The 20,596-nt window shown below is 75.6% G+C and carries 17 protein-coding genes; 5 read left to right on the top strand and 12 right to left on the bottom strand.

The genetic code is table 11. The annotated features are described in order from the left end of the window. Positions 1–15 precede the first annotated feature (15 nt). Positions 16–594: a hypothetical protein gene (locus tag ACFVVX_RS13335; protein ID WP_387944746.1), complete on the top strand. Its 579-nt coding sequence runs from the start codon at positions 16–18 to the stop codon at positions 592–594. A gap of 77 nt (positions 595–671) precedes the next feature. Next, positions 672–1,643, top strand: a complete 972-nt coding sequence (locus tag ACFVVX_RS13330) for a serine/threonine-protein kinase (RefSeq protein WP_387945042.1) — start codon at positions 672–674, stop codon at positions 1,641–1,643. Between the two features lie 143 nt (positions 1,644–1,786). Here the strand turns inward: ACFVVX_RS13330 and ACFVVX_RS13325 are convergent, their stop codons facing one another. Beyond that, positions 1,787–3,229 carry a streptophobe family protein gene (locus tag ACFVVX_RS13325; RefSeq protein WP_387944744.1) on the bottom strand — a complete coding sequence of 481 codons (1,443 nt, stop codon included), beginning with the start codon at positions 3,227–3,229 and terminating at the stop codon, positions 1,787–1,789. 468 nt (positions 3,230–3,697) lie between these two features. On the opposite strand from ACFVVX_RS13325, the gene ACFVVX_RS13320 reads away from it, so the two are divergent. Together ACFVVX_RS13320 and ACFVVX_RS13315 are read left to right on the top strand one after the other, a co-directional pair. Then, the gene (locus ACFVVX_RS13320; RefSeq protein ID WP_387944742.1) at positions 3,698–4,936 is read left to right on the top strand and encodes a DUF6777 domain-containing protein; all 1,239 of its coding nucleotides are present in this window, start codon (positions 3,698–3,700) and stop codon (positions 4,934–4,936) included. Positions 4,937–5,147: 211 nt separating this feature from the next. Continuing rightward, entirely contained in the window at positions 5,148–6,638 is a 1,491-nt protein-coding gene (locus ACFVVX_RS13315) for an MFS transporter (RefSeq protein WP_387944740.1), read from the top strand. Between the two features lie 94 nt (positions 6,639–6,732). On the opposite strand, the gene ACFVVX_RS13310 is transcribed toward ACFVVX_RS13315, so the two are convergent. The 6 genes from ACFVVX_RS13310 to ACFVVX_RS13285 form a co-directional block, all read right to left on the bottom strand. Further along, positions 6,733–7,176: a winged helix-turn-helix transcriptional regulator gene (locus tag ACFVVX_RS13310; RefSeq protein ID WP_387944738.1), complete on the bottom strand. Its 444-nt coding sequence runs from the start codon at positions 7,174–7,176 to the stop codon at positions 6,733–6,735. A 93-nt stretch (positions 7,177–7,269) separates the two neighbouring features. Beyond that, positions 7,270–8,262 carry an endonuclease/exonuclease/phosphatase family protein gene (locus ACFVVX_RS13305; RefSeq protein ID WP_387944736.1) on the bottom strand — a complete coding sequence of 331 codons (993 nt, stop codon included), beginning with the start codon at positions 8,260–8,262 and terminating at the stop codon, positions 7,270–7,272. 226 nt (positions 8,263–8,488) lie between these two features. After that, positions 8,489–9,508, bottom strand: a complete 1,020-nt coding sequence (galE, locus tag ACFVVX_RS13300; RefSeq protein WP_387944734.1) for a UDP-glucose 4-epimerase GalE — start codon at positions 9,506–9,508, stop codon at positions 8,489–8,491. 95 nt (positions 9,509–9,603) lie between these two features. After that, positions 9,604–10,308: a hypothetical protein gene (locus tag ACFVVX_RS13295; protein ID WP_387944732.1), complete on the bottom strand. Its 705-nt coding sequence runs from the start codon at positions 10,306–10,308 to the stop codon at positions 9,604–9,606. A gap of 217 nt (positions 10,309–10,525) precedes the next feature. Next, on the bottom strand, positions 10,526–12,829 hold the full coding sequence (locus ACFVVX_RS13290; RefSeq protein ID WP_387944730.1) for an RICIN domain-containing protein: 2,304 nt from the start codon (positions 12,827–12,829) through the stop codon (positions 10,526–10,528). Positions 12,830–13,139: 310 nt separating this feature from the next. Next, complete coding sequence (locus tag ACFVVX_RS13285; protein WP_387944729.1) at positions 13,140–13,577, bottom strand: hypothetical protein; 438 nt, start codon at positions 13,575–13,577, stop codon at positions 13,140–13,142. Between the two features lie 808 nt (positions 13,578–14,385). Here ACFVVX_RS13285 and ACFVVX_RS13280 point away from each other — a divergent pair. After that, positions 14,386–16,833 (top strand): cytochrome P450, encoded by a 2,448-nt coding sequence (locus ACFVVX_RS13280; RefSeq protein WP_387944727.1) that lies wholly within the window; start codon positions 14,386–14,388, stop codon positions 16,831–16,833. Here ACFVVX_RS13280 and ACFVVX_RS13275 read toward each other — a convergent pair. The 5 genes from ACFVVX_RS13275 to ACFVVX_RS13255 form a co-directional block, all read right to left on the bottom strand. Continuing rightward, positions 16,811–16,942, bottom strand: a complete 132-nt coding sequence (locus ACFVVX_RS13275) for a DUF6126 family protein (RefSeq protein ID WP_387944725.1) — start codon at positions 16,940–16,942, stop codon at positions 16,811–16,813. The genes ACFVVX_RS13280 and ACFVVX_RS13275 overlap by 23 nt on opposite strands. Positions 16,943–16,988: 46 nt before the next feature. Beyond that, the gene (locus ACFVVX_RS13270) at positions 16,989–17,336 is read right to left on the bottom strand and encodes an ArsR/SmtB family transcription factor (protein WP_387944723.1); all 348 of its coding nucleotides are present in this window, start codon (positions 17,334–17,336) and stop codon (positions 16,989–16,991) included. A gap of 228 nt (positions 17,337–17,564) precedes the next feature. Beyond that, positions 17,565–18,425: a hypothetical protein gene (locus ACFVVX_RS13265; RefSeq protein ID WP_387944721.1), complete on the bottom strand. Its 861-nt coding sequence runs from the start codon at positions 18,423–18,425 to the stop codon at positions 17,565–17,567. Between the two features lie 259 nt (positions 18,426–18,684). Next, positions 18,685–19,137: a hypothetical protein gene (locus ACFVVX_RS13260; RefSeq protein ID WP_387944719.1), complete on the bottom strand. Its 453-nt coding sequence runs from the start codon at positions 19,135–19,137 to the stop codon at positions 18,685–18,687. 321 nt (positions 19,138–19,458) lie between these two features. Further along, complete coding sequence (locus ACFVVX_RS13255) at positions 19,459–20,421, bottom strand: hypothetical protein (RefSeq protein ID WP_387944717.1); 963 nt, start codon at positions 20,419–20,421, stop codon at positions 19,459–19,461. Positions 20,422–20,596 lie beyond the last annotated feature (175 nt).

Below are 20,596 nucleotides of genomic sequence, written 5' to 3'. Positions count from 1 at the left end.
GAGCCCACGGAGCCCATGGACGAATTCGCCTTCCACCCGACCCACGTCGCCCCGCCGGACGGCATGGCCACCTGGACCGCGCCCGACCCGGCCCGGCCCTCGACCCGGCTGGACCCGCTGCTGCCGGTCCAGCTGATCGGCCGCGAGGGCGACTGGGGGCACGTCCTGTGCTCCAACGGGTGGTCCACCTGGGTGGACGGCCGGCTGCTGATCAGCCTCCCGGACGCGCCGCCCGCCGCCACCGGTCCGCCCAGCCGGACCGCCGACCCCCGGCCGGTGCTCGCCCAGGCGGAGGGCGCACTGGCCCGCTACCGGTCGCTGCTGGAGGACCTCGCCGCCGGGGGCGCCGACCTGGAGACCTTCCAGCAGCGCACCCGGGGGCTGCGCACCGGCCTGGTCATCGACGGCGACGCGCTCTGGGTGTTCGACCCGGTGCACGACCGCTGGTGCTACTGCGACGGGCTCCAGCTCCAGACCTACGCCGCCGCCGTCCGGCCGACCGGCACACCGCCCGCGACGCCCTCCACACCGGTGCCGCGGGTGCCGCCGGAGCCGCCCGGCGCCTACGAGCCGACCCGGGCGGGTGAGCCGTGATCCCCCCGGAGCGGGACGGCGGCGGGGAGCCGGCCGAGGAGGCCGAGACCCGGGGCTCGCCGAGCCTGCCGTCCGGCATGGTAGGACGGCGGGTGGCCGGCTACCGGCTGGAGGAGGAGATCGGGCGGGGCGGCATGGCGGTCGTCTACCGGGCCAAGGACCTGCGGCTCGGCAGGACCGTCGCGGTCAAGCTGCTGGCGCCCGAACTGGCCCGCAACGAGATGTTCCGCCAGCGCTTCACCCGCGAGTCCGAGGCCGCCGCCGCGATCGACCACCCGCACATCATCCCGGTGTTCGAGGCCGGCGAGACGGAGGGCATCCTGTTCATCGCGATGCGCTTCGTCGAGGGCGGCGACCTGCGCGGCCTGATCACCCGCAGCGGGCCGTTCCCGGTCGACCGCGCCGCCCGGCTCGCCCTGCAGGTCGGCTCCGCGCTGGACGCCGCGCACGACCGCGACCTGGTCCACCGGGACGTCAAGCCCGGCAACATCCTGGTCGCCGCCGGGACGGACGACGAGCACCCCGAGCACCTCTACCTGGCCGACTTCGGCCTCACCAAGAAGTCGCTCTCGCTGAGCGGGCTGACCAGCGTCGGCCAGATCGTCGGCACCCTGGACTACGCGGCGCCCGAGCAGATCTCCGGGCGGCCGCTGGACGGCCGGTGCGACCAGTACAGCCTGGGCTGCGTGGTCTTCGAGATGCTGGCCGGGGCGCCGCCGTTCCGCCGGGAGAGCGACCTCGCGCTGCTCTGGGCGCAGCTCAACGACCCGCCGCCCACCCTGCGGACCCTGCGCCCCGACCTGTCCGAGGCCGTGGACGCCGTGGTGGCCCGCTCCCTCGCCAAGACGCCCGAGGACCGCTGGGCCAGCTGTCTGCAGTTCGTCGCCGAGCTGCGCGCCGCCGCGACGCCCGTCCCCGGTCCCTGGGAGTCCGCCGGCCCGCCGACCCAGGTGGTCCCGGCCTTCGGCACGCCGGCCTCGGCCGACGTCCCGCAGCCGCCCGCCTGGGCCACCCCGGTGGTCTACCCGGTCCGGTCTGCGCCGCTCTGAGCGCGGCGCCCGCCTCGCGGCGCTCTCAGGCGCCCGCCTCGCGGCGCTCAGAGCGCAGCCCTGCGACCGTGGCCCTGCGACCCGCGCCCCTCCGGCCGCGTTCCTCCACCCGTTCGGCGGTATGCCGCCGGGTGAACCTCCGGCTACCGCCGCCCCGGCGGCGGGCCTGCGGGGGGCGGCCCGGCGGGTGGCGGCCCCGCGGAGGGCGGGCCGCTCGGAGGTGCCGCGGCGGGGGGCGGCGCCCCGTCCACCGGCACCTCGCCGCGCCGCCCGATCCGCGCGGCCAGCAGGCCGCCCAGCAACCCCGCGACCAGCCCCCAGGCCGCCGCCAGCGGCACGGTCACCCACTGCACCGGGTCCAGCACCAGCGCGCCCCCGCCCAGGCCTGCGACCGGGTTGTCGCCCAGCACCTCGCCGAGCAGGTCCCCCAGCCCGCCCTGCCCGACACCGACGCCGAGCACCGAGAGGCCGTAGGCCGCCGACACCCGCGACCAGACGCCCACCAGCAGCATGGCGACCGCCGCCGCCAGGCCCAGCCGGACGGCGTGCTGCCAGAGCCGCACGCCCCGCGGTGAGCGGTAGGCGGCCAGCACCCCGGCCGCGAGCATCAGCACGGCGGCCACCGGCAGCAGCCACCAGGCCCGGGCGTCGTAGGCGGCCAGCGACCCCAGGTCGACGGTGGCGTCCTGCCCCTCGGGCGCCCGCAGCACGTCGGCGAGGACGGGCGGCATCGGCAGCCCGATCCCGCCCGCCAGGTGGCCCTGCCACTGCCCGCCGAGCCCCACCCCGAACCCCATCCAGGCCAGGTTGGGCATGGCCAGCAGCACGACCGCCATCGTCTCGCGGCCGTTGCCGTGCACCAGGGCGGTGACGATCCCGGCCACCACCCCGACCACCACGTACACCAGCAGCACCAGCAGCACCGCGAAGGCCGCGGGCCGGACGACCCGCTGGAACGGCACCAGGCCGCGCGGCAGCGGCGCCCGGCGGGAGACCGCGAACAGCACCGCCAGCACCACCAGCAGCCAGAGCAGGCCGAACCCGAGCGTGCTCACCGCGTCCGCGTGGAAGCCGATCTCCGGCGTCAGCCCGAGGGCGCCGGAGAGCGACTGCGCGAGGTCCCCGCCGATCGGGACGACGAAGGTGTGCCGGGCGGCCGCGGTGAGCAGTGCGAGGGCCGCCAGCCAGACCACCAGGGTCCGGGCCACCCGGCCGAGCAGCTCACCGCCGCCGGCCACGGCCCGGAAGCGCAGCTGCCGCAGGAACACCTCGGCCGTCACCAGTGCGCCGACCAGGCTGACGGACAGCGGCATCGCGGTGATCCCGGCGTCCACCTGGGCGAAGAAGCCCGCGCCGCCGTCCATCCGGACCGTCCCGCCCACGGCGAGGGTCAGGGTGGCGGCCAGGACGGACGGGAAGCCGCCGCCCGGGAGGTCGTCGGCGCCGGCCAGCCAGAGGCCGAGGGCGGCCACCGCCGCCATCGCGGCGACCCCGGCGAGCACCACCGCCAGGGCGTCCAGCCAGCCGCGCAGGGCGCCGGGCGGGCCGGGCGGCCGGGCCGCCGCGCTGAGGGGCTCCTGGTGCATGCGGGCTCCTGGTTCGACTCGGGTGCCCCCCTCGGGTCTGCCTCCAGGTTCACCCAGGTCGGCCGCCCGCGCGCTGCGCACGGCGACGGCCGCCTCACCTGCTGTTGCGGACTCCGGAAAGCCGGGGCAGAAATAGAAAGCCAGTGGCAGGAGCCCCTCGCGTCGGCGGCTTTCGCCGACCGCCTGCGAAACGGAGCCCCGATGAGTTCCCAACCGCCCCCTTCCGGTCCCCCGTTCGGCCCGCCGTCCGGCCCTCCCTCGGGCCCGCTCGCCGGGCCGCCGTCGGGCGGCGGCTCGGGACCGAATTCCACGCCCCCGCCGCCCTCCGGCCCCGGCGGCCCGCCGAGCGGGCCGGCCAGCGGATCCGGTGCGCCCTCCGGTCCCGGCGGGTCCGGAGGGCGCCCGACGCCCTGGTGGCGGTCGGGGAAGAAGCTGGCGCTGGCCGCGGGCACCGCGGTGCTGGCGGTCGTGGCGACGGTGCTGATCGTCAACAACAACAGCAGCAAGCCCAGTGACGCCATCCCGGCCGCCAACGAGGTCGCCCTGCAGTCCCCCTCCGACCCCGGCGCGGCGCCGTTCACCGAGTCGGTGCAGACCACCGCCGTGTCGGCCCCGGCGCCGTCGTCCGTCCAGCCGACCGCGACCCACAGCGCCGGGACGGCCACGACCGCGGCGACCTCGCCGTCGGGCCTGCACGCCGTCGAGGGGACGAGCAGCGGGCTCTACGCGGGCGAGATGTCCAAGCCGAGCTGTGACACCGAGCGGCTGATCGGCATGGTCTCCGGCGGGGACAACGGCCGGGCCTGGGCCTCCGCCCAGGGCATCGAGCAGTCGGCCATCCCGAGCTACCTGCGCTCGCTCACCTCGACCTACCTGCGGGTGGACACCCGGGTGACCAACCACGGCTACAAGGGCGGCGCCGCGGTCGCGTACCAGTCCGTCCTGCAGGCCGGCACCGCCGTCCTGGTCGACTCGCAGGGCGTGCCGCGCGTGCGGTGCAGCTGCGGCAACCCGTTGAAGCCCCCGACGCTGGTGTCGAACGCCAAGTACACCGGCAAGTCCTGGCAGGGCTTCCAGCCGACCTCGGTGGTCGTCGTGACGCCGGCGCCCGCGCCGGTGAAGGAGCTCGTGCTGGTGAACGTGGTCACCGGCGGCTTCTTCGTCCGGGTGACCGGACGGATCGAGGTGATCGACAAGACCGTACCGGCGCCCAAGGGGCCGCTCGCACCGGGTATTCCGGCGCCCGGACCGATGAAGCCGGTCTCGCCGTCGGCCTCCGTCTCCACCTCGGCGTCCGGCTCGACCTCGGGCTCCGGTTCGGCCTCGACGTCCGGGGCGACCACCTCCTCCGGCGGTCCGACCTCCGGGTCCGCGTCGGCCTCGACCACCTCGGGGTCTCCGTCCGGGCCGTCCTCGGGCTCCTCCACCTCCTCCGGGTCCTCGGGCCCGTCGTCCTCGGCGTCCACGGCCACCGGGTCGTCCGGCCCGACGACCACGGTGGCCAAGCCGACGACCACGGTGGCCAAGCCGACCACCACCGTGGCCACGACCGCCACCACGACCACGACGACCGCGGCGGGAGCGACCACGACGACGACCACGTCCTCGCCCCCGCCGTCCCAGAGCGCCCTCACGGCGACCTGTGCCACCACCGCGCCGTCCACGCTCCCGCCCTGCACCACCGTCTCGGCCGGGTCCTCCGAGTGACGACCTGACCGGAGCCGCTCCCACGCCCCCTCGGCCGCACCTCAACCGCACCTCGGCCCCGCTTCGGCCCCGCTTCGGCGGGGCCGAGGTGCGTCGGCGCCCCCTCCCCCTCTGAGTGAGTTGGAATATCAAACTCACATGGCTATGGTGAGTCCCACATTCCAACTCACCCTGGAGAGCGCCGTGACCCACCTGTCCCCGGAGGTACCCGATGCAGCGCGCTGACCGCGCCGGGCTCGTCCTGCTCGCCGCCTGCCTCGGCCTGTTCACGGTGTTCGTGCAGACCACGCAGACCATCGGCACCCTGGGTGCGGTCCGTGCGGACCTCGGCCTCGACTCCGCGGACCTGGTCTGGGTCCCGAGCACGTACACCCTGGTGGTGGCGTCCTTCGTACTCGGCGCGGGCGCCTTCGCCGACCGCTGGGGGCGGCGGCGGATCTTCCTGGCCGGCACCCTCGCGATGGCCGCCGGCGGCGTGGTCCTGGTGTGCGCCGACGGTCTGCCGGCCGTCCTCGCGGGCCAGGCGGTCGCCGGCCTCGGCGGCGCGCTGATCACCCCCAGCTCCCTCGCCCTGATCACCAACGCCTTCCCCGATCCGCGCCGCCGGGCCGGTGCGATCTCCGCCTGGGCCGCCGCCTCCGGCCTCGGTCTGGCCATCGGCCCGATCACGGCCGGGCTCGCGCTGCGCTGGTCGACCTGGCAGACCGCCTTCTGGCTCGGCCCCGCGATCGCCGCGCTCGCCGCCACCGCCGCGCTGCTCGGCGTCTCCGAGTCCCGGGTCGAGGGCGGCCGACTGGACTGGGCCGGCCAGCTCCTCGCCACCACCGGGCTCGCGCTGCTCGTCCACTGGCTGATCGACGGCGGCCGCCACGGCTACCTCGACGGCCGCCCGCTCGCCGCCGCGGTGACCGCCGCCGTCCTGCTGGCCGCCTTCGCGGTGGTCGAACTACGGCTGCGCCAACCCCTGTTGGACCTGCGACTGATGCGCGACCCGTCGTACAGCGCCGCGCTGCTGCTGGCCGCGACCGTACTGTTCGGCTTCGTCGGCCTGTCGCTGCTCCAGGTGCTCTGGCTCCAGCAGGTGCGCGGGCTGACCGCCCTCCAGGTCGGCGTCCAACTCCTCGCGGAATTCGGCACCTTCATCCTCGCCTCGGTGGCGGCCGGGCTGCTCGGGCGGCGGTTCGGCGCCGCGCCGCTGATCGTCACCGGGCTGCTGCTGGCCGCGGCGGGCGCCGCGCTGTTCGCCACCGTCGAACCCACCGACGCCTTCGGCGGCTACGCCCTCTCGCTGGTGGTCTTCGGGTTCGGCTGCGGCCTGGCCAACGCCCCGTCCACGGCCCTCGCGGTCGGACACGTGCCGCGCGGCAAGGAGGGCGCGGCGGCCGGCACGGTCAACGCCGCCCGCCAGGTCGGGGCGGTGCTCGGCACCAGCATCCTCGGCACCCTGATGACCAGTCGGTTCGAGGAGCGCCTCGGCGGGCTCGGCCGACCGCGGCCCCAGGACGTCGCCCGGGCCTTCACGGAGGCCGTCGGCCACGCGGTCTCGATCGGTGCGGTGGTCCTGCTCGCCGGTACCGCGGCGGCGGTGGGCCTGCTGGCCCTGGCCCGCCGCAACCGGCCCGCCCCGGTGGTGCTGCTCCCCGCGCCCGCCGAACGGGCCGAGGCGGTGGCGCTGTCGGCGCCCGACTCCGTCCAGGGCTGAACGGTCGTCGCCACCGCCGTCGCCACCGCTCGTCGGGCGGGCGGTGGCGACGACCACCCCGCGCCGGGCGGACCCCGGTGCCCCCGCGGACGCCTCAGGGCAGCAGCACCTCGGCGTCCTCCGGCCCGAGCACCCGCCCGTCCGCCGAACGGACCTCCAGCACCGCGACCGGCTCCCCCGCCGAACGGTCCACCAGCCGCGCCCGGGGCTCGCCGTCCTCGAAGAACCAGGCGTCGCCCCACTGGCGCAGCGCCGTGACCACGGGGAAGAGCGCGCGCCCCTTCTCGGTGAGCACGTACTCCTGGTACGGGCTGCCGTCGGCGGCCGGCACCGGTTCGAACACCCCCGTCGCCACGAGGTTGGCCAGCCGCGCGGAGAGGATGTTCTTCGCCAGGCCGAGGTTCCGCTGGAACTGGCCGAACCGCCGCAGCCCGTCGAAGGCGTCGCGGACGATCAACAGCGTCCAGCCGTCGCCGACGACGTCGAGCGGGCGTGCGAGCGGACAGACCGAGTCCTCGTGCGTCGTGCGCTTCGGCACCTGTCCCACCTCTCACCGACCGGGCTGCGCGGGCGGCCTTCGAGCCCACAGGTTGCGCTGCGCAACGCTACCGCGCGCCCGGCGCCCCGACCCTCAACCGGTGACGGCGAGTTCGGCGACCACCGCGCGGTGGTCGGTGCCGGGCACGGTGTGCTCCTCGACGGCCACCGCGCTCAACGCACCGCCGTGCAGGACGTGGTCGATCTGGATCACCGGCGGCAGGAACGGGAAGTCCGCGTTGTCCTCCGGCCAGGTCGGCGAACCGCCCCGGCCGAGCTCGGCATGGGTGTCCGTCAGACCGGTGGCGAGCAGGTCGCGCATCGGCGCGTGGTCCAGGCTGGCGTTGAAGTCGCCCAGGAACACCGCGTTGCGGGTGCTCCCGCTCGCCGCCGCCCGCAGGCCGTCGAAGTCCTCGCCCCACCGCTCGGCGTCGCCCAGCGGGTAGTACGTGTGCACGGCGGTCAGCCGGACGGTCCGCCCGCCCACCGACACCTCGGCGGCCACCTGCGCCCGGGCCGCCGCGGAGGCCGAGGCGTCCAGCCGGGTCAGCGGCAGCCGGGAGTACAGGGCGGTGTCGCCCTCGGGCGCCTCCCGGTAGGGCAGCAACTCGGCGATCCCCGCCCGGTCCAGGGCCCGGGCCGCCGGGGCGCCCAGCTCCTCGACGGCGAGCACGTCCACCCGCTGCTCGCGGACCAGCCGGACCAGGGCGGCCACGTCGACCTGGCCCATGTACGCGTTGCTGGTGGCCACCCGCAGCCTCGGCGCGTCGGCCGCCACGGACCGGCCGTCCGGCACGAAACGCGGGACCAGCCAGCAGAGTTGGACCACCGCGAGCAGCCCGGCCAGACCGGCCGCCCACCAGGAGCGCACGGCCAGCAGCACGCCCAGGAGCAGCAGGGTGCCCGCCGCCGCGTACGGGAGGCCCACCACCGCGAGGGCCAGCGGGCTGCCGTCGTCCAGCCCGGCCAGCCGCACCACGACCAGGGCCGCCGACACCGCGAGCCCGGCTCCACAGAGGGCCACCAGGACCGTCCGCGCCCACCGCCACCGGCTCCGCCCGGCCACCGCGGCCCGTCCGTCTCCCACCCGTCACTCCCGTCCTCGGCTCCGGGAGAAGACGCGACCCGGCACCCACCGGTTCCCCCGGCCACTACGTCGTCCGCCGCCAACGCGAACGTGGCACCGGCTTCGGCACCGTCCTCGGCCGCTCGATGACCCGCCTGGTCTGCGACTGACCACCCGGCCCGGTCCGACCCGGTGGGCCCGCGAGTTCTCCGCTCGCGGGGCCACCGTGGTTAGGGGTGTGCCGGTGTCAGACGGTGGTGCCGAGGTGGGCGGCCCACTTGGCGCGCCAGGTGAGGGCGTCGGTGACGCCCTCGGCGATGGTGCGCCGGGCGGTCCAGCCGAGGAGGTCGCGGGCGGTGTCGACGGAGGTGTAGCAGCCGATCACGTCGCCCGGGCGCGGGGCGGCCTCGCGGACGTCGAGGCGGGCTCCGACGGCCTGTTCGAAGGCGGCGACGAGCTCGCGGACGGTGGTGCCCTCGCCGGTGCCGACGTTGATGACGCGGTAGCGGTCCTCGGCGGTGGGCGGGACGACCTGGTCGAAGCGGGTCAGCGCGGCGACGTGCGCCTCGGCGAGGTCCTGGACGTGGATGTAGTCGCGGATGCCGGAGCCGTCCCGGGTCGCCCAGTCGACGCCGGTCACGGTGAACGGCGCACCCGTGGTGTGGGCCTCGATCAGCTTGCCCAGGGCGTGGGTGGGGTTGAGGTCCTGGAGGCCGGTGCGCAGCTGCGGGTCGGCGCCGATGGGGTTGAAGTAGCGCAGCGCGATGACGCGGATCGCCTCGGCGCCCTCGGCGCGGGTCCAGTCCTGGAGGACCTGCTCCATCATCTGCTTGGTGCGGGCGTAGGGGCTGTTGGCGTCGACCGGGCAGGTCTCGTCGACCCGGGCGTCCGGGGTGGGGGCGTAGATGGACGCGGAGCTGCTGAAGACGACGCGGGTGCAGCCGTTGCGCTGGAGGGAGTCCAGCAGGTCGACGGTCTTGGCCACGTTCTCGCGGTAGTAGTACAGCGGCCTGGCGACGGACTCCGGTACGACGATCTTCGCGGCGCAGTGCACGGCGGCCTCGATGTCGGGGTGCTCGGCGAAGACGCGGTCGAGGAGCGCCGGGTCGGCGATGTCCCCCTGGTAGAAGATCCGGTCCTCGACGAACTCGGCGCGGCCCTTGGAGAGGTCGTCGAGGATGACCGGTGTGATGCCCTGGTCCAGCAGTGCCGAGGCGACGGTGCTGCCGATGAATCCCGCGCCACCGGTGATCAGGACCTTCTTCATACGCGCTGCTCCCTTGCGGTCGGCCGGACGCCTGGGCGGCATCCGATGACTGTGGGGACGGTGGTTCGGGCCCGACGGTTCCCCGGCGGGGCGGATCAGCGCAGGCGGGCGCCGGTGCGGGGGCGGGTCCCGCGGCGGAGCCAGTAGCCGGCGGCGACCAGGAGTACGGCTGCGATCGCGGTGGCGATGGCCGCCCAGGTGGCCGCGTCGGACCCGCCGTCGGACTCCCCCGCGAGCGCCACCGCGGCCGCCCCGGCCGACTGCCCGGCCGACGGCCCCGAGGGCTTCCCGGCGGCGGCCCCGGTCGGTGTGCCGGTCGGCGTCGCGGTCGGGGCGGGGGCCGGAGCGAGGGTCGGGCCGGCCGTGGGGGCGGGGGTCGGCGTGGCGGCGGAGGTGGGCACCGGCAGCGTCGGGTCCGAGATCACGGCCGCGTCGACGTCGAGCTCGCGCTCGCCGTGGCCCAGCGAGGGGAACGCGCAGTCCACCGTGATCCGCCAGTGCCCGGCCGGCAGGATCTCCCGGGTGGTGTACGCCCCGGGGCGGCCGGGGACGGCGACCAGCCGCCACGGGCCGGCCGAGCGCCCGTCGGCGGAGGTGGCGGCGAGCGTCCCCGCGAACTCCTCGGTGACGGGGTCGTGGTCGTTCTCCCAGGTGGCCACGGTGGTGATGTGCCCGCTGTCCTGGCCGGTGACGTCCAGGTGGACGGTGTCGCCGTGGGCGGCGGCGGGCACGGCGGGCGCGAGAACGGCCGCCCCCGCCAGGGCGAGGACGGCCAGGGTGCCGAGCGGACGGGTGTGCATGGTGGGGGCTCCTCGTGGGGGGTGGCGGGCGCGGGCCCGCCGCGCCGTGGCCCGGGGGCGCCCCCCCCCGAGGGGGGCGGGGGGGGGTGGGGGGGGTGGCGGGCCTGGGGGCGTGGGGGGGGGTTGTGATGGGGGGGGCCTCTGGGGGGGGGGGGGGGGGGGGGGCCGGCGCCCGCTGTGCGCGGCGGCGGCCCGCACCCTCGGGTGCCGGGGTGGGTCAGGAGGTCTTCTGCAGCGACCAGGACTGGTAGGCCTGGCCGTTGGGCTTCTGCAGCTCCAGCAGCCACCCGCCGTAGTACCAGCGGCTGCTGACGCCCAGTACCAGGGTCGAGCCCTCGGCGGTGACGGTGAACCCGCCGCCCGACGGGGTCAGCTGCCACTTCTGGGCGGCCGAACCGGAGCAGGGCTGCTGGGCGAGGTACTGGCCGGCCACCGGGTCTCCGCCCAGCTGGAGGCACTTGTCGGAGCGCACGGACTTGATCCGCAGCGCGCCGTTGCCCGCGTCCTCGAAGCTCCACTTCTGGTTGGCGTACCCGGTGCGCTGGTAGGCGATCGCCACGGTGCCGTTGTTGAGCGAGCTGCCCCACAGGTCGGCGGCCTGGCCGGTGAGGCCGTTCACCATCGTGTAGCGGGAGCCGGGCTGCGGGCGGCCCGCGTCGGCCAGGGTGTGGAAGGTCGCCGGGCGTCCGGGCTTGGACACCGCGCCGGCGGCGTCACGGACGGCGATCGCGACGGTGTAGGCGGTGCCGGGGGCGAGGCGGACCACGCCGACGGTGGTGGCGCGCACGGTCCCGATGGCCTGGCCGTTCAGCAGCACGTCGTAACCGGTGGCCGCGGGGACGGCCGGCCAGCTCAGCACGACCGAGTTCGGGGTGACCTGACTGGCCGTCACGTCAGGCCCGGTGGTCCCGGTGCCGGAGGTGGGGCTCGGCGAACCGGTGGGGGTCGCGGTCGGGCTCGACGTCGCGGTGGGCGAGGCGGTGGGGCTCGCGGTCGGCGAGGCGGTCGGTGAGGCGGTGGGGCTCGCGGTCGGGCTCGGGGAGGCCGTCGGCGAGGCGGTCGGCGACGGCGTCCGGGTGGGCGAGGCCGTCGGGGAGGGGGTGTTCGTGGCCGTCGGGCTCGCGGTCGGCGTCGGGCTCGGGTTCGGCCCGGTGCCGCCGCCCGCGATCAGGAAGCGGTTGCTTGCGACGTTCCAGTGCGTGGCCAGGTAACTACCCGCCGCGGGCGAGGTGTTGTAGTAGTCGTCGTGGTGGCAGTCGAGCCGGGCGTCACTCGCGTTGTCCGGGCAGACCGTCTTCATCGCCGGGTAGTAGGGCGTGTCCGAGTAGCACATCAGGTCCCACTCGTCGACGCAGTGGCCGCCCTTGCTGGAGTTGGGCGCGCTGTTGCTCACCGCGCCCAGGTTGTGGCCGAGTTCGTGCGCGGCAGTGTGGCCGCCCCAGCAGCCGGAGTCGGTACGGCCGTACGAGGGGCCGAAGTTGCTCAGGTTGTCCTGGCCGGGGCGCTCGTCACCGGCGAAGGTCCCGATGCCGCAGTACACCTTGGCATCGGTGAACATCATGTACTTGCGGTCCTTGCGGTTGAACCCCTGGGCGGCCACCGCGCGGTTGCTCGCGTTGAAGTCCTGGATCTCGGAGTCGGAGACCTGCACGTTCAACACGGAGGCGGAGCAGTCGGGTTCGGTCACGAACCGGACGTGCCGGACGCCGCCGGTCTCCTGGGCGCTGGCGTTGTAGATGACGTCGACGTCCGCCGCCCACTTCTTGAACGAGGCGAGGTACTGGGCGAACCGGTCGTTGCCGGGCCCGTGGACGTACACCACCTGGACCCGGTTCCCGCTGGTGCCGTCGCCTTCGCAGACCACCCCGGACCCGGCGGCGGGTGCGGCGGCGGGCGCCGCGGCCGGGCCGGCGGCTGCCCCGGCGTCCCCGAGCAGCGCCTTCTGCGCCGCGTCCAGGACCGGTGCCGCGCCCTTCAACAGGTCGGCGGCGGCGGGCGGTTGGGCATCGGCCGGGGGCGTGAGAGCGGGCGCCTGGGCGGCCGCGGCCGCCACCGGGGCAACGTCCTTGCGGATGTCCACGTCCTTCGGCGGCGCGTCCGGGCCGTGGCTGCACAGCTCCCCGCCCGGGACCTCCAGCGAACCCGCGCAGCGGTCGCCGGTCGGCAGCGTCAGACCGGCGTAGACCAGGCCGCGCTCCGGCTGGTCCTTGGGTATCTCCTTCAGCGGTGCGGCCTTCTTCTCCCGCTGCGGCGCGGGCGCCCTGGTGGCCCCCTCCGCCGTCCCGGTCTGCCCGGGATCGCCGTCGTCGCCGGCCGCTCCGACCGTGCCCGCCCCCGCCCGGTCGGCCGAACCGGCCACCGCCGCGGTGTTGCTGGTCCGGTCGGCGGCCGGGTCGAGCGCCGTCTCGATGCCCAGCGCACCGGCGACCAGTCCGGCCGCCACCGCGACCGCCAGGAGCGCCGTCCGGCGCCCGGTCCTTCCGCGCCGCCTGCTGCGGCGCTCTGCGCTCCGGTGTCCCATGCGCTATTCCTCTCCGAGTGCGACGGCCTGAGCGCCACAGAGCGTGACGGTCAGGCCTTCCGACACCCCGGAGACCGAAATCGGCCGGAGGCAATAACAGAAACCTCTTGCGAAAATCGTGCGCGTGCTCGTGAAGGTCCCGTGAGCACCCTCGTCGGCGCGCTCGCGGGCGCGGCCCCCGGCCCGCTCCCCCGGCCCGCTCCCCCGGCCTCGGGCACGGCCCCCGGACCCGGACACGGCCCGGACATGGCGACGCCGCGTCACACGCCCTGCGGCGGCCGGCCCGCAGACCCCTCCGGGGCCGCCACGGTCAGGCTGCCACCCCGACGGCCGGGGCGGTCTCGGCCACCGGGGCCCCCGCCCCGGCGAGCGGCCCGTGCAGCCGCGCGAGCGAGGCCGCCAGTCTGACCGGATCCCCGGCCAGCCAGAGCCGCAGCGCGGCGGCGAGCGCACCACTGGCGGGACCGGTCGGCAGGCCGCTCGTCCGGGTGACCCGATCGCCGACCAGCGGCAGCAGTTCGGCCACCGGCCCGGGCAGCCACAGCGTGACGGCGCACGGCGCCGGCCGGGCGAGGACCCGTGACAGGCGCAGCACATCCGCATCGGCGTACAGCGCGGGGATCACGTCCAGCAGGCCGTCCGCCGCCACGTCGGACACGTCGCTGCCGTGACCGCGCGCCAGTGCGCGCAGCAGCGCCCGCTCGCCGGCGGTGATCCGGACGGTCAGCATGACTTCTTCGCAGTCCATGGTCCCAGTTCCCGTCTTGTGCGTGTGCCCGTCGTCAGGTCGTGAACAGGTCGTGCACGGGTCGTGTCCCCCGTCTGGTGCCGCTGCTCGGTTCCTGCCCATCAACGGGCTTCGGCTACCGCTGTGATCAAGCCGTAGTGACCACCGGTACGGCGCCCGCCGTACCGGCCCGGGCTGCGCCGGCGCGTGCGCGCGGGTGCGGGCGGGCGCCCTGGCGCGGGGGCCCGCCGCGGGATGCGGTGCGCAGGTCGGGGGCGGGCCGGTGGTGCGGACGGGACATCAGGATCCTCCTCGGTTCCGGACCATGCTGGACCCGTGGGGGCGCTCCGGCCGAGGGCCGAAAGACCCTCCGACCCGTCAGGCCGCCAGCACGGCCCCCGACCACCCTGCCGACCGACCACCCTGCCGACCGGCCGGCCTGCCGCCCGCGCCTGCCGTCTCCGCCTCCTCCGCCCGGCACCCGCGCCCGCTCCGCCACCCGTGCCCGCTACCGCCACCCGCCCCGGACCGATCCACCGATGGGGTGATCCGCCCGGGTGCGGCGAAACGCACGCCGGACCGGCGCGTTTCCCAAGGCGTGCGCCCTCAGGCAGTGGCGCGCGCGGGGTTCCGCGCTGGCGGGGCACCGCCTTCCGGCTGCCGCGGCGGCGCATCCGGCGGTACCGCCGCGCTGGTCCATCTGGTGAGAGGTGATGTCATGGTCCTGACGACCGAGACGCGTAGACCAACCGTTTCCCCCAGCACCGTCCGCCCCGGAACCACTCCACCCGCGAGCACTCCACCCAGAACCGACCCGCCCAGAGCCGCCATGCCGAGAAGCACTCCGCCCGGGACCGCCTCACCGGGCACCCCCTGCGCCGTCCCCCCGCTCGCGCCGGGGGCGCTGCCCGGTCTCGGCCACGCCCCCGCCCTGCTGCGCGACCCGCTGGGCTTCCTCGGCTCGCTCTCCCGGTACGGCGGCGTGGTGCGGATCCGCCTCGGGCCCCGCACCGTCTGCGTGGTCACGGACCCCGCCCTGGTGCACACCCTGCTCGTCGCGCTCGCCCACGACTGCCCGCGCGGCGCCGTCCAGGACACCCTGAAGACGGCGTTCGGCGACGGCCTGCTGATGTCCGAGGGCCTGGCCCACCGCGACCGCCGCCGGATCCTCCAACCCGCCTTCGGCCCGGACCGGATGGCCGAGTACGTCGCGGTGATGCACCACGTCACCGAGGAGCGCGCCGGGCGCTGGCGGCCCGGCCAGGTCCTGGACGTGGCCAAGGAGATGAACCACCTCGCGCTGGAGATCGTCACCCGCGCGCTGTTCGACGCCCGGCTCAGCGAGGACGCCACCCTCGCCTTCCACCGGGCCCTTCCCGACCTGGTGAAGGGCCAGATCGTCCAGTCGCTCTACCCCCACCCGGCGCTCGCCCGGCTGCCGCTGCCGGTCAACCGGCGCTTCGACGCCGCCGTCCGGGTGCTCAACCGGGTGGTCGACCAGGCGGTCGGGGGCGGCGCCCGGTCCGGCGCTCCGGCCGGCACCCTGCCCGCGCTGCTGCGCGCCGCCACCGACCCGGCCACCGGGCGGGCGCTGACCGCGGCGGACGTCCGCTCCGAGGCGATCACCATGTTCGGCGCCGGCACCGAGACCGTCTCGACCACGCTCACCTGGCTGTTCGACGAACTGCTGCGCCACCCGCGGGTGGAGGCCCGCGTCCTCGCCGAACTGGACGAGCACCTCCCGGCCGGGGCGGTGCCCACCCCGGAGGTGCTCGCCAGGCTCGGGTACACCCGCAGCGTCGCCCAGGAGGTGCTGCGGCTGCACGCGCCGAACGCCTTCCTGATGCGGACCGCGAGCGTGCCCGTCGAGCTCGGCCGGTACCGGATCCCGGCCGGCACCGAGCTGCTGTACAGCCTCACCGCGCTGCACCGCGACCCGTCGCTGCACCCCGATCCGCTGCGCTTCCGCCCCGACCGCTGGCGGGAGGACGGCGAGGCGGCCGGCGCCGGGCGGCAGTCGTTCCTGCCCTTCGGCGCGGGCAAGCACAAGTGCATCGGCGAGGCCTTCGCCTGGGCTGAGCTGACCGTGGCGGCCGCCACGATCCTGCGCCGCTGGCGGCCGACGGCCGTCCCCGGCGCCCGGGCCCGCGAGGTGGTCTGGACCACTGTGCAGGCCCAGGGCCTGCACGTGCGGCTCGCCCCGCGCGCGACCGACACCCGACCGGCGACCTCCACCCCCGCGGCTACCAGAACAGCTGCCACCGCCACTGCCACCGCCGCAACCCGCGCGGTCTGCCCCGTACCGGGCCGAGCGGCCGCACCCGGGTCCGTGGCACCGGCCCCGGGAGCCGCCCGTCCGCCGGACGAACTGCGCGCCGCCAGCGCCCGACACGCCGACTGGGTCCTCAGCCACGGCCTGCTCACCGCCACCGAGCTGCCCCGCTACCAGGCGTACGCCCTCCCCAAGCTGATCGGCCACGCCTACCCCCGGGCCCGGGGCGCCGAACTCGACCTGCTGGTCGACGTCCTGGGCTGGTTCACCATCCTCGACGACCGCTTCGACGGCCCGCCCGGACACCGCCCCGTCCAGGCCCGTGCCATCGTCGACCCGCTGCTCGCCGTCCTGCACCCGCAGGACCCGCCCGCCCCGGGAGGCCTACCGCCGCAGGCCCTGCCCGCCCCCGGGCTGCTCGGCGCCTGGCAGGAGCTCTGGCACCGCCAGTCCGAACCGATGTCCCCCGCCTGGCGCGCCCGGGCCGCCGGCGAGTGGCGCTCCTGTCTGGAGACCTTCCTCACCGAGAGCACCCACCGGGCCGAGGGCACCGCCCCCGGCCTCGCCGAGACCATGCGGCTGCGGCGCCATGCCAGCTGCCTCTACCCGTTCATGAACATACTGGAGCGGGTCCACGGCGGCGACGCCCCGGCCCGGCTGCACGCCGAGCCCGCGCTGCACCGACTCCGCGCGCACACCGCCGACGCCGCGACGCTGATCAACGACCTCTACTCGCTGGAGCGCGAGGAGCTGCAGCCCGCGGCGGCCTTCAACACCGTGCTGACCGTGCAGCGCGTCCGCGGCTGCACCCGCCGCCGGGCGGCCCGGACGGTCCGCGACCGGATCGTCCGCCTGCGCGAGGAGAGCGAGACCCTCCGCCGCCGGCTGCTGCTCGACCACCCGGGCGGGCAGTGGTACCTCGACGGCACCCGGGAGCTGGTCGACGGCGTCCTGGCCTGGACCAGCACCACCCACCGCTACCTCAGTGCCGGTCCCCGAGGGTGAACAGCAGGATCACGAAGCCCGCGAAGAGGTGCGTGGCGAAGATGTAGATGCCCGCGCGGACGAGCATGGCCCTGCGCCTGCTCTTCTCGTCGCTGATGCCGTCGGTCACGGTCGGGACTCCTTCGGTGGGACGGGCTCGGCGGGGCGCCCGGTGCTCATGCGCTTGTCGTCTGGGCACCGGGCGCCCGCAGCTCGGTGAGCAGGGCGCCCTGGTCGGTGATCAGCTCGGTGAGGATGCGGCGGGCGGCGCGCAGCAGTTCGGCGACGTCGGGGGTGCTCAGCGCGTACACCACGGTGTTCCCCTCACGGGTGGCGGTGACCAGCCGGGTGCGGCGCAGCACGGCGAGCTGCTGGGAGAGGCTGGACGGCTCGATCTCGATCGCCGCCAGCAGCTCGCGCACCGGCCGGGGGCCGTCCTGGAGCAGCTCCAGGACGCGGATCCGCACCGGGTGCCCGAGGGTGCGGAAGAACTCCGCCTTGGCCTGGTACAGCGGGACCGCCATCGTCCGCCCTCTTCCTGGTCTCTGCGCCGTTCCGGTTCGCCGTCGCCGCCTGCCGACGCACGGTCGCGCCTGCGCGCCTGCACGGCCGCCCGCCCGAGCGGCCGGGGAGCATCATCCACGCAGATGAAGAATTCTTCAAGTCGTCATGACCCACCCCGACGCCACGTCCGAGCCCACGGCCGGACCGCCGCACACCCGGCGGTCACGACCCCGCCCCGGCCGGGGCCGTCACGGCTTCGAGCCGGCCGAGGAGGTCGGGTCCGGAGCGCCGGGGGCCGGGAGCTTGGCGCACAGCGCGGTGGGGAACTGCGGCTCGGCCCGCTGGACCGCGGCGCAGCCGGGCTCACCGGCGGCGGTGATCACCGACCAGCCGGTCGGCTGGTAGCGGTAGAACCAGCGCTGACTGCGCGGGTGGCTGTCACAGCCCGAACCGGGGTCGCCGCAGACCGGGCCGGTGGGGTAGGAGATGTCCAGGACGAGCCAGCGCCCGTCGCACCCGCGCGCCCGCCAGGTGCTGTGTTTCGGCGAGTCTGCGCCGGCCATCGCCTTGCCGTAGGCCTCGTCGGTACAGCCGACGGGAGCCGGGTCACAGCCGCCCTGGCCGCATTCGCGCAGGGCCGGCGGGGTGGCACCCCTGGCGGTGTAGAGGTGCGTGTTGTCGATGCTGACCAGCTGGTCGCCGAGTGGCCCGGGCAGCGGGACGCCGATGTTGCTGGGCTCGGACTGGGTGCAGCCGGAGCGGCGGTCCGCGGAGCGGGTCTCGTAGGTGATCCGGACGAAGACGGTGCCGCGTTCGACGGACTGGATCTCGCCCTTCAGCCCGCGTGCGCAGTTCGGCGCGCCGGAGGCGACGGGGAAGTCGACGACCAGGCTACGGCCGCCGTCGGTGGTGCGGACCGCGGTGATGGCCGAAGGGCTGACCGTGGTCCAGGGGATCTCGGCGGTGTCGGTGACCGCGGAGCCGTCCCCGCCGGGCCCGTCCACACTCCCCGAGGGCGCGGCGCGGCTGCCGCAGGCGGTGAGAAGCAGCGCCGCGATCAGGGCCAGGGCCCCGGCAGCGGGCATGCGGGTGCGCACGTGCATGGTCATCGTTACCCCCCGGTACGGTCGTGTGCCCGCCCACCGTACCCGGGACGCCCGCCGCGGACACGCCCGGGCGGCCCTACCGGACCCCACCGGCCCCCAGCGACCGCCCGGCCGTCCCGCGCGCCGCCCAGCCCGCCCCGCCCGGGGCACGCCGGGCGGGGCGGACGGGACGGGTGTCCGGGGCGATCGCCGTGCGGCCGCCTCATCCGGCCCGGGAGCTGCGCGCGCAACTCCCGGACCGGACCGGTCCGATGAGCAGAGGTCAGCAGACCACCGGCACGTCGAGGGTCACCGGCACCGGGCCCCACGGGTAGGTGGCCACGCTGAAGCTGGCGTGCACGGTGGAGCCGCACGGCACGGTGCCGCCGACGCCGCCGACGCGCACGGTCGAGGCGGTGAACAGGGTGCGCCCGCTGACCGAACCGAGCGAGGCACCGCCGACCACCTGGCCGGAGAGGCCGGTGAGGAGCTCCTGGGTCTGCGGCCACGGGGTGCCCGGGCTCGGCGGCCCGGCCAGGCTGATCTGCCCGTACAGCTGGACGCTGTCACCGGTGACCTCGGCACAGACCTTGGTCGACAGTCCGGCCTGCAGGCCGGACGAGCCGCAGGTCACCGTGGTGGTGGCGGTGGTGGTGGCGGCACCGGCCTCGACGGGGACGGCCAGCAGGGCGGCGGCACCGGCGGCGCCAGCCGCGATCAGGGCGATTCGGTTCATCGGAACACTCCTTCAGTCATCTCTGTAACGCCACATGTGAAATTTCACATGTGGCGCTGCAAACTCTCCCATGCGATTCGAATGCCTACGCGATGATCTCCGCCTGAATCCCTCGGCGGACCGGAAATCGACCTTCGATGGCGCGATCCGACCCTCCATCAGATCCGCGAACCGCGCCGCCGTTCAACGCCCCGCCGGTTAACGCCCCGCCGTTCAACGCCCCGCCGGTTAACGCCCCGCCGACCAGCACGCCGCCGACCAGCACCCGGTCCCGCCGGTCAGCACCCCCGCCACCGCTGGTCGACGCCCCCGCCGCACCCCTCAGCGCCCGGGGGTGGCCTCCAGCCCCTCCAGGACGGCCTTGAACTCGTGGGCGATCCTCAGCACGTACTCGCCGTCCTGATAGTCCGTCAACCGGATCACCTCGCCGGGCAACCACCAGTGCAGATGCGGGCTCAGGCCGTCCGGGACCTCGGCGTACCTGGTCCGGGCCCAGCGGGCCAGGGCGGCCAGGCTGGGGTAGAGGCTGCGGCCGCGGATCGCGTGGAAGGCGAGCTGGTAGCGGGACGGGAAGGCGAACACCGCACCCTCCGGGCCGAGCGGCAGGCCCGTCAACTCGTCCACCAGGTCGTCCAGGTAGGTCATCCGGCCGGCGGTGAACACCGAACTGCCGGACACCACGTCGAAGCGGGTGCCGTCCTGGTCCCGGACCACCTCGTGGCGCTCGATCAGCAGACCGCGCAGGTTGTTGCGCGCCTGGAAGCGCAGCGCGACCGGATCCCCCAGCCGCTCCTCGTCCGCCCGGGACAGCGTCCGGGTGCCCTGCGGGGCGTCCACCGCCAGGAACTCGTGGAACCCGGGCGCCACGAACGGCGCGTGGGCGGCGGCCTCCGGAAACGGCAGGGTCGCGGCGTCGACCACCAGCGGGTGGAGCCGGCCGAGGAGTTCCTCCGCCGGGAGCCGCTCCAACGCCGACGGACCGGTCAGCTCCCGCACCAGCTCGGCCACCTCGGCCGCGACCACGGCCCCCCAGTCCTCGCCCGCGAGATCCGCCGCGCGGGCCGCCTCCAGCACCGTGAGCAGGCTGTACTGCCGGCCCTGCCCGTCGGTGGCGACGTCGCCCGCGACGGTCACCGGCAGCCCGTGGTCGTCGAACGCGGCCCGCACCAGCAGGCGCAGCAGCCGGACCCCTTCGGCGGTCGTGAGCCCCGGGCCGCCCGCGCGGTGCGCTCTGACCTCCCCGGCGATGCCGTCGACCATCTCCTCCACGTGAAACGGAGCCAACGGCACACGATCGGCCCGGGCCCTCGCCCGCCGCTCACGCCAGTCCTGGAACCTGCCCACCCGTCACCACTCCCCCTGGTCTCCCCGGGCGCCAGTCTAGGTCCTGTCCGACCGATCTTGGCGGATCAGCGCGGCGCGCGCGGCCGGCGTCGCCCGGCCCGGGTTCCCCCGGTCG

Source organism: Kitasatospora sp. NPDC058170, from assembly GCF_042883905.1.
Lineage (GTDB): Bacteria > Actinomycetota > Actinomycetes > Streptomycetales > Streptomycetaceae > Kitasatospora.
Note: the sequence above shows the minus strand (reverse complement) of the source record. Positions and strands in the feature narration are given on the sequence as shown.

What these genes read in the sequence shown, in the direction of transcription:
- ACFVVX_RS13260 (WP_387944719.1), bottom strand. Translation starts at nt 19,137, where the DNA reads ATGAACCGAATCGCCCTGATCGCGGCTGGCGCCGCCGGTGCCGCCGCC.
- ACFVVX_RS13290 (WP_387944730.1), bottom strand. Translation starts at nt 12,829, where the DNA reads ATGGGACACCGGAGCGCAGAGCGCCGCAGCAGGCGGCGCGGAAGGACC.
- ACFVVX_RS13265 (WP_387944721.1), bottom strand. Translation starts at nt 18,425, where the DNA reads ATGACCATGCACGTGCGCACCCGCATGCCCGCTGCCGGGGCCCTGGCC.
- ACFVVX_RS13330 (WP_387945042.1), top strand. Translation starts at nt 672, where the DNA reads ATGGTAGGACGGCGGGTGGCCGGCTACCGGCTGGAGGAGGAGATCGGG.
- ACFVVX_RS13325 (WP_387944744.1), bottom strand. Translation starts at nt 3,229, where the DNA reads ATGCACCAGGAGCCCCTCAGCGCGGCGGCCCGGCCGCCCGGCCCGCCC.
- galE (WP_387944734.1), bottom strand. Translation starts at nt 9,508, where the DNA reads ATGAAGAAGGTCCTGATCACCGGTGGCGCGGGATTCATCGGCAGCACC.
- ACFVVX_RS13270 (WP_387944723.1), bottom strand. Translation starts at nt 17,336, where the DNA reads ATGGCGGTCCCGCTGTACCAGGCCAAGGCGGAGTTCTTCCGCACCCTC.
- ACFVVX_RS13335 (WP_387944746.1), top strand. Translation starts at nt 16, where the DNA reads ATGGACGAATTCGCCTTCCACCCGACCCACGTCGCCCCGCCGGACGGC.
- ACFVVX_RS13285 (WP_387944729.1), bottom strand. Translation starts at nt 13,577, where the DNA reads ATGGACTGCGAAGAAGTCATGCTGACCGTCCGGATCACCGCCGGCGAG.
- ACFVVX_RS13315 (WP_387944740.1), top strand. Translation starts at nt 5,148, where the DNA reads ATGCAGCGCGCTGACCGCGCCGGGCTCGTCCTGCTCGCCGCCTGCCTC.
- ACFVVX_RS13295 (WP_387944732.1), bottom strand. Translation starts at nt 10,308, where the DNA reads ATGCACACCCGTCCGCTCGGCACCCTGGCCGTCCTCGCCCTGGCGGGG.
- ACFVVX_RS13280 (WP_387944727.1), top strand. Translation starts at nt 14,386, where the DNA reads ATGCCGAGAAGCACTCCGCCCGGGACCGCCTCACCGGGCACCCCCTGC.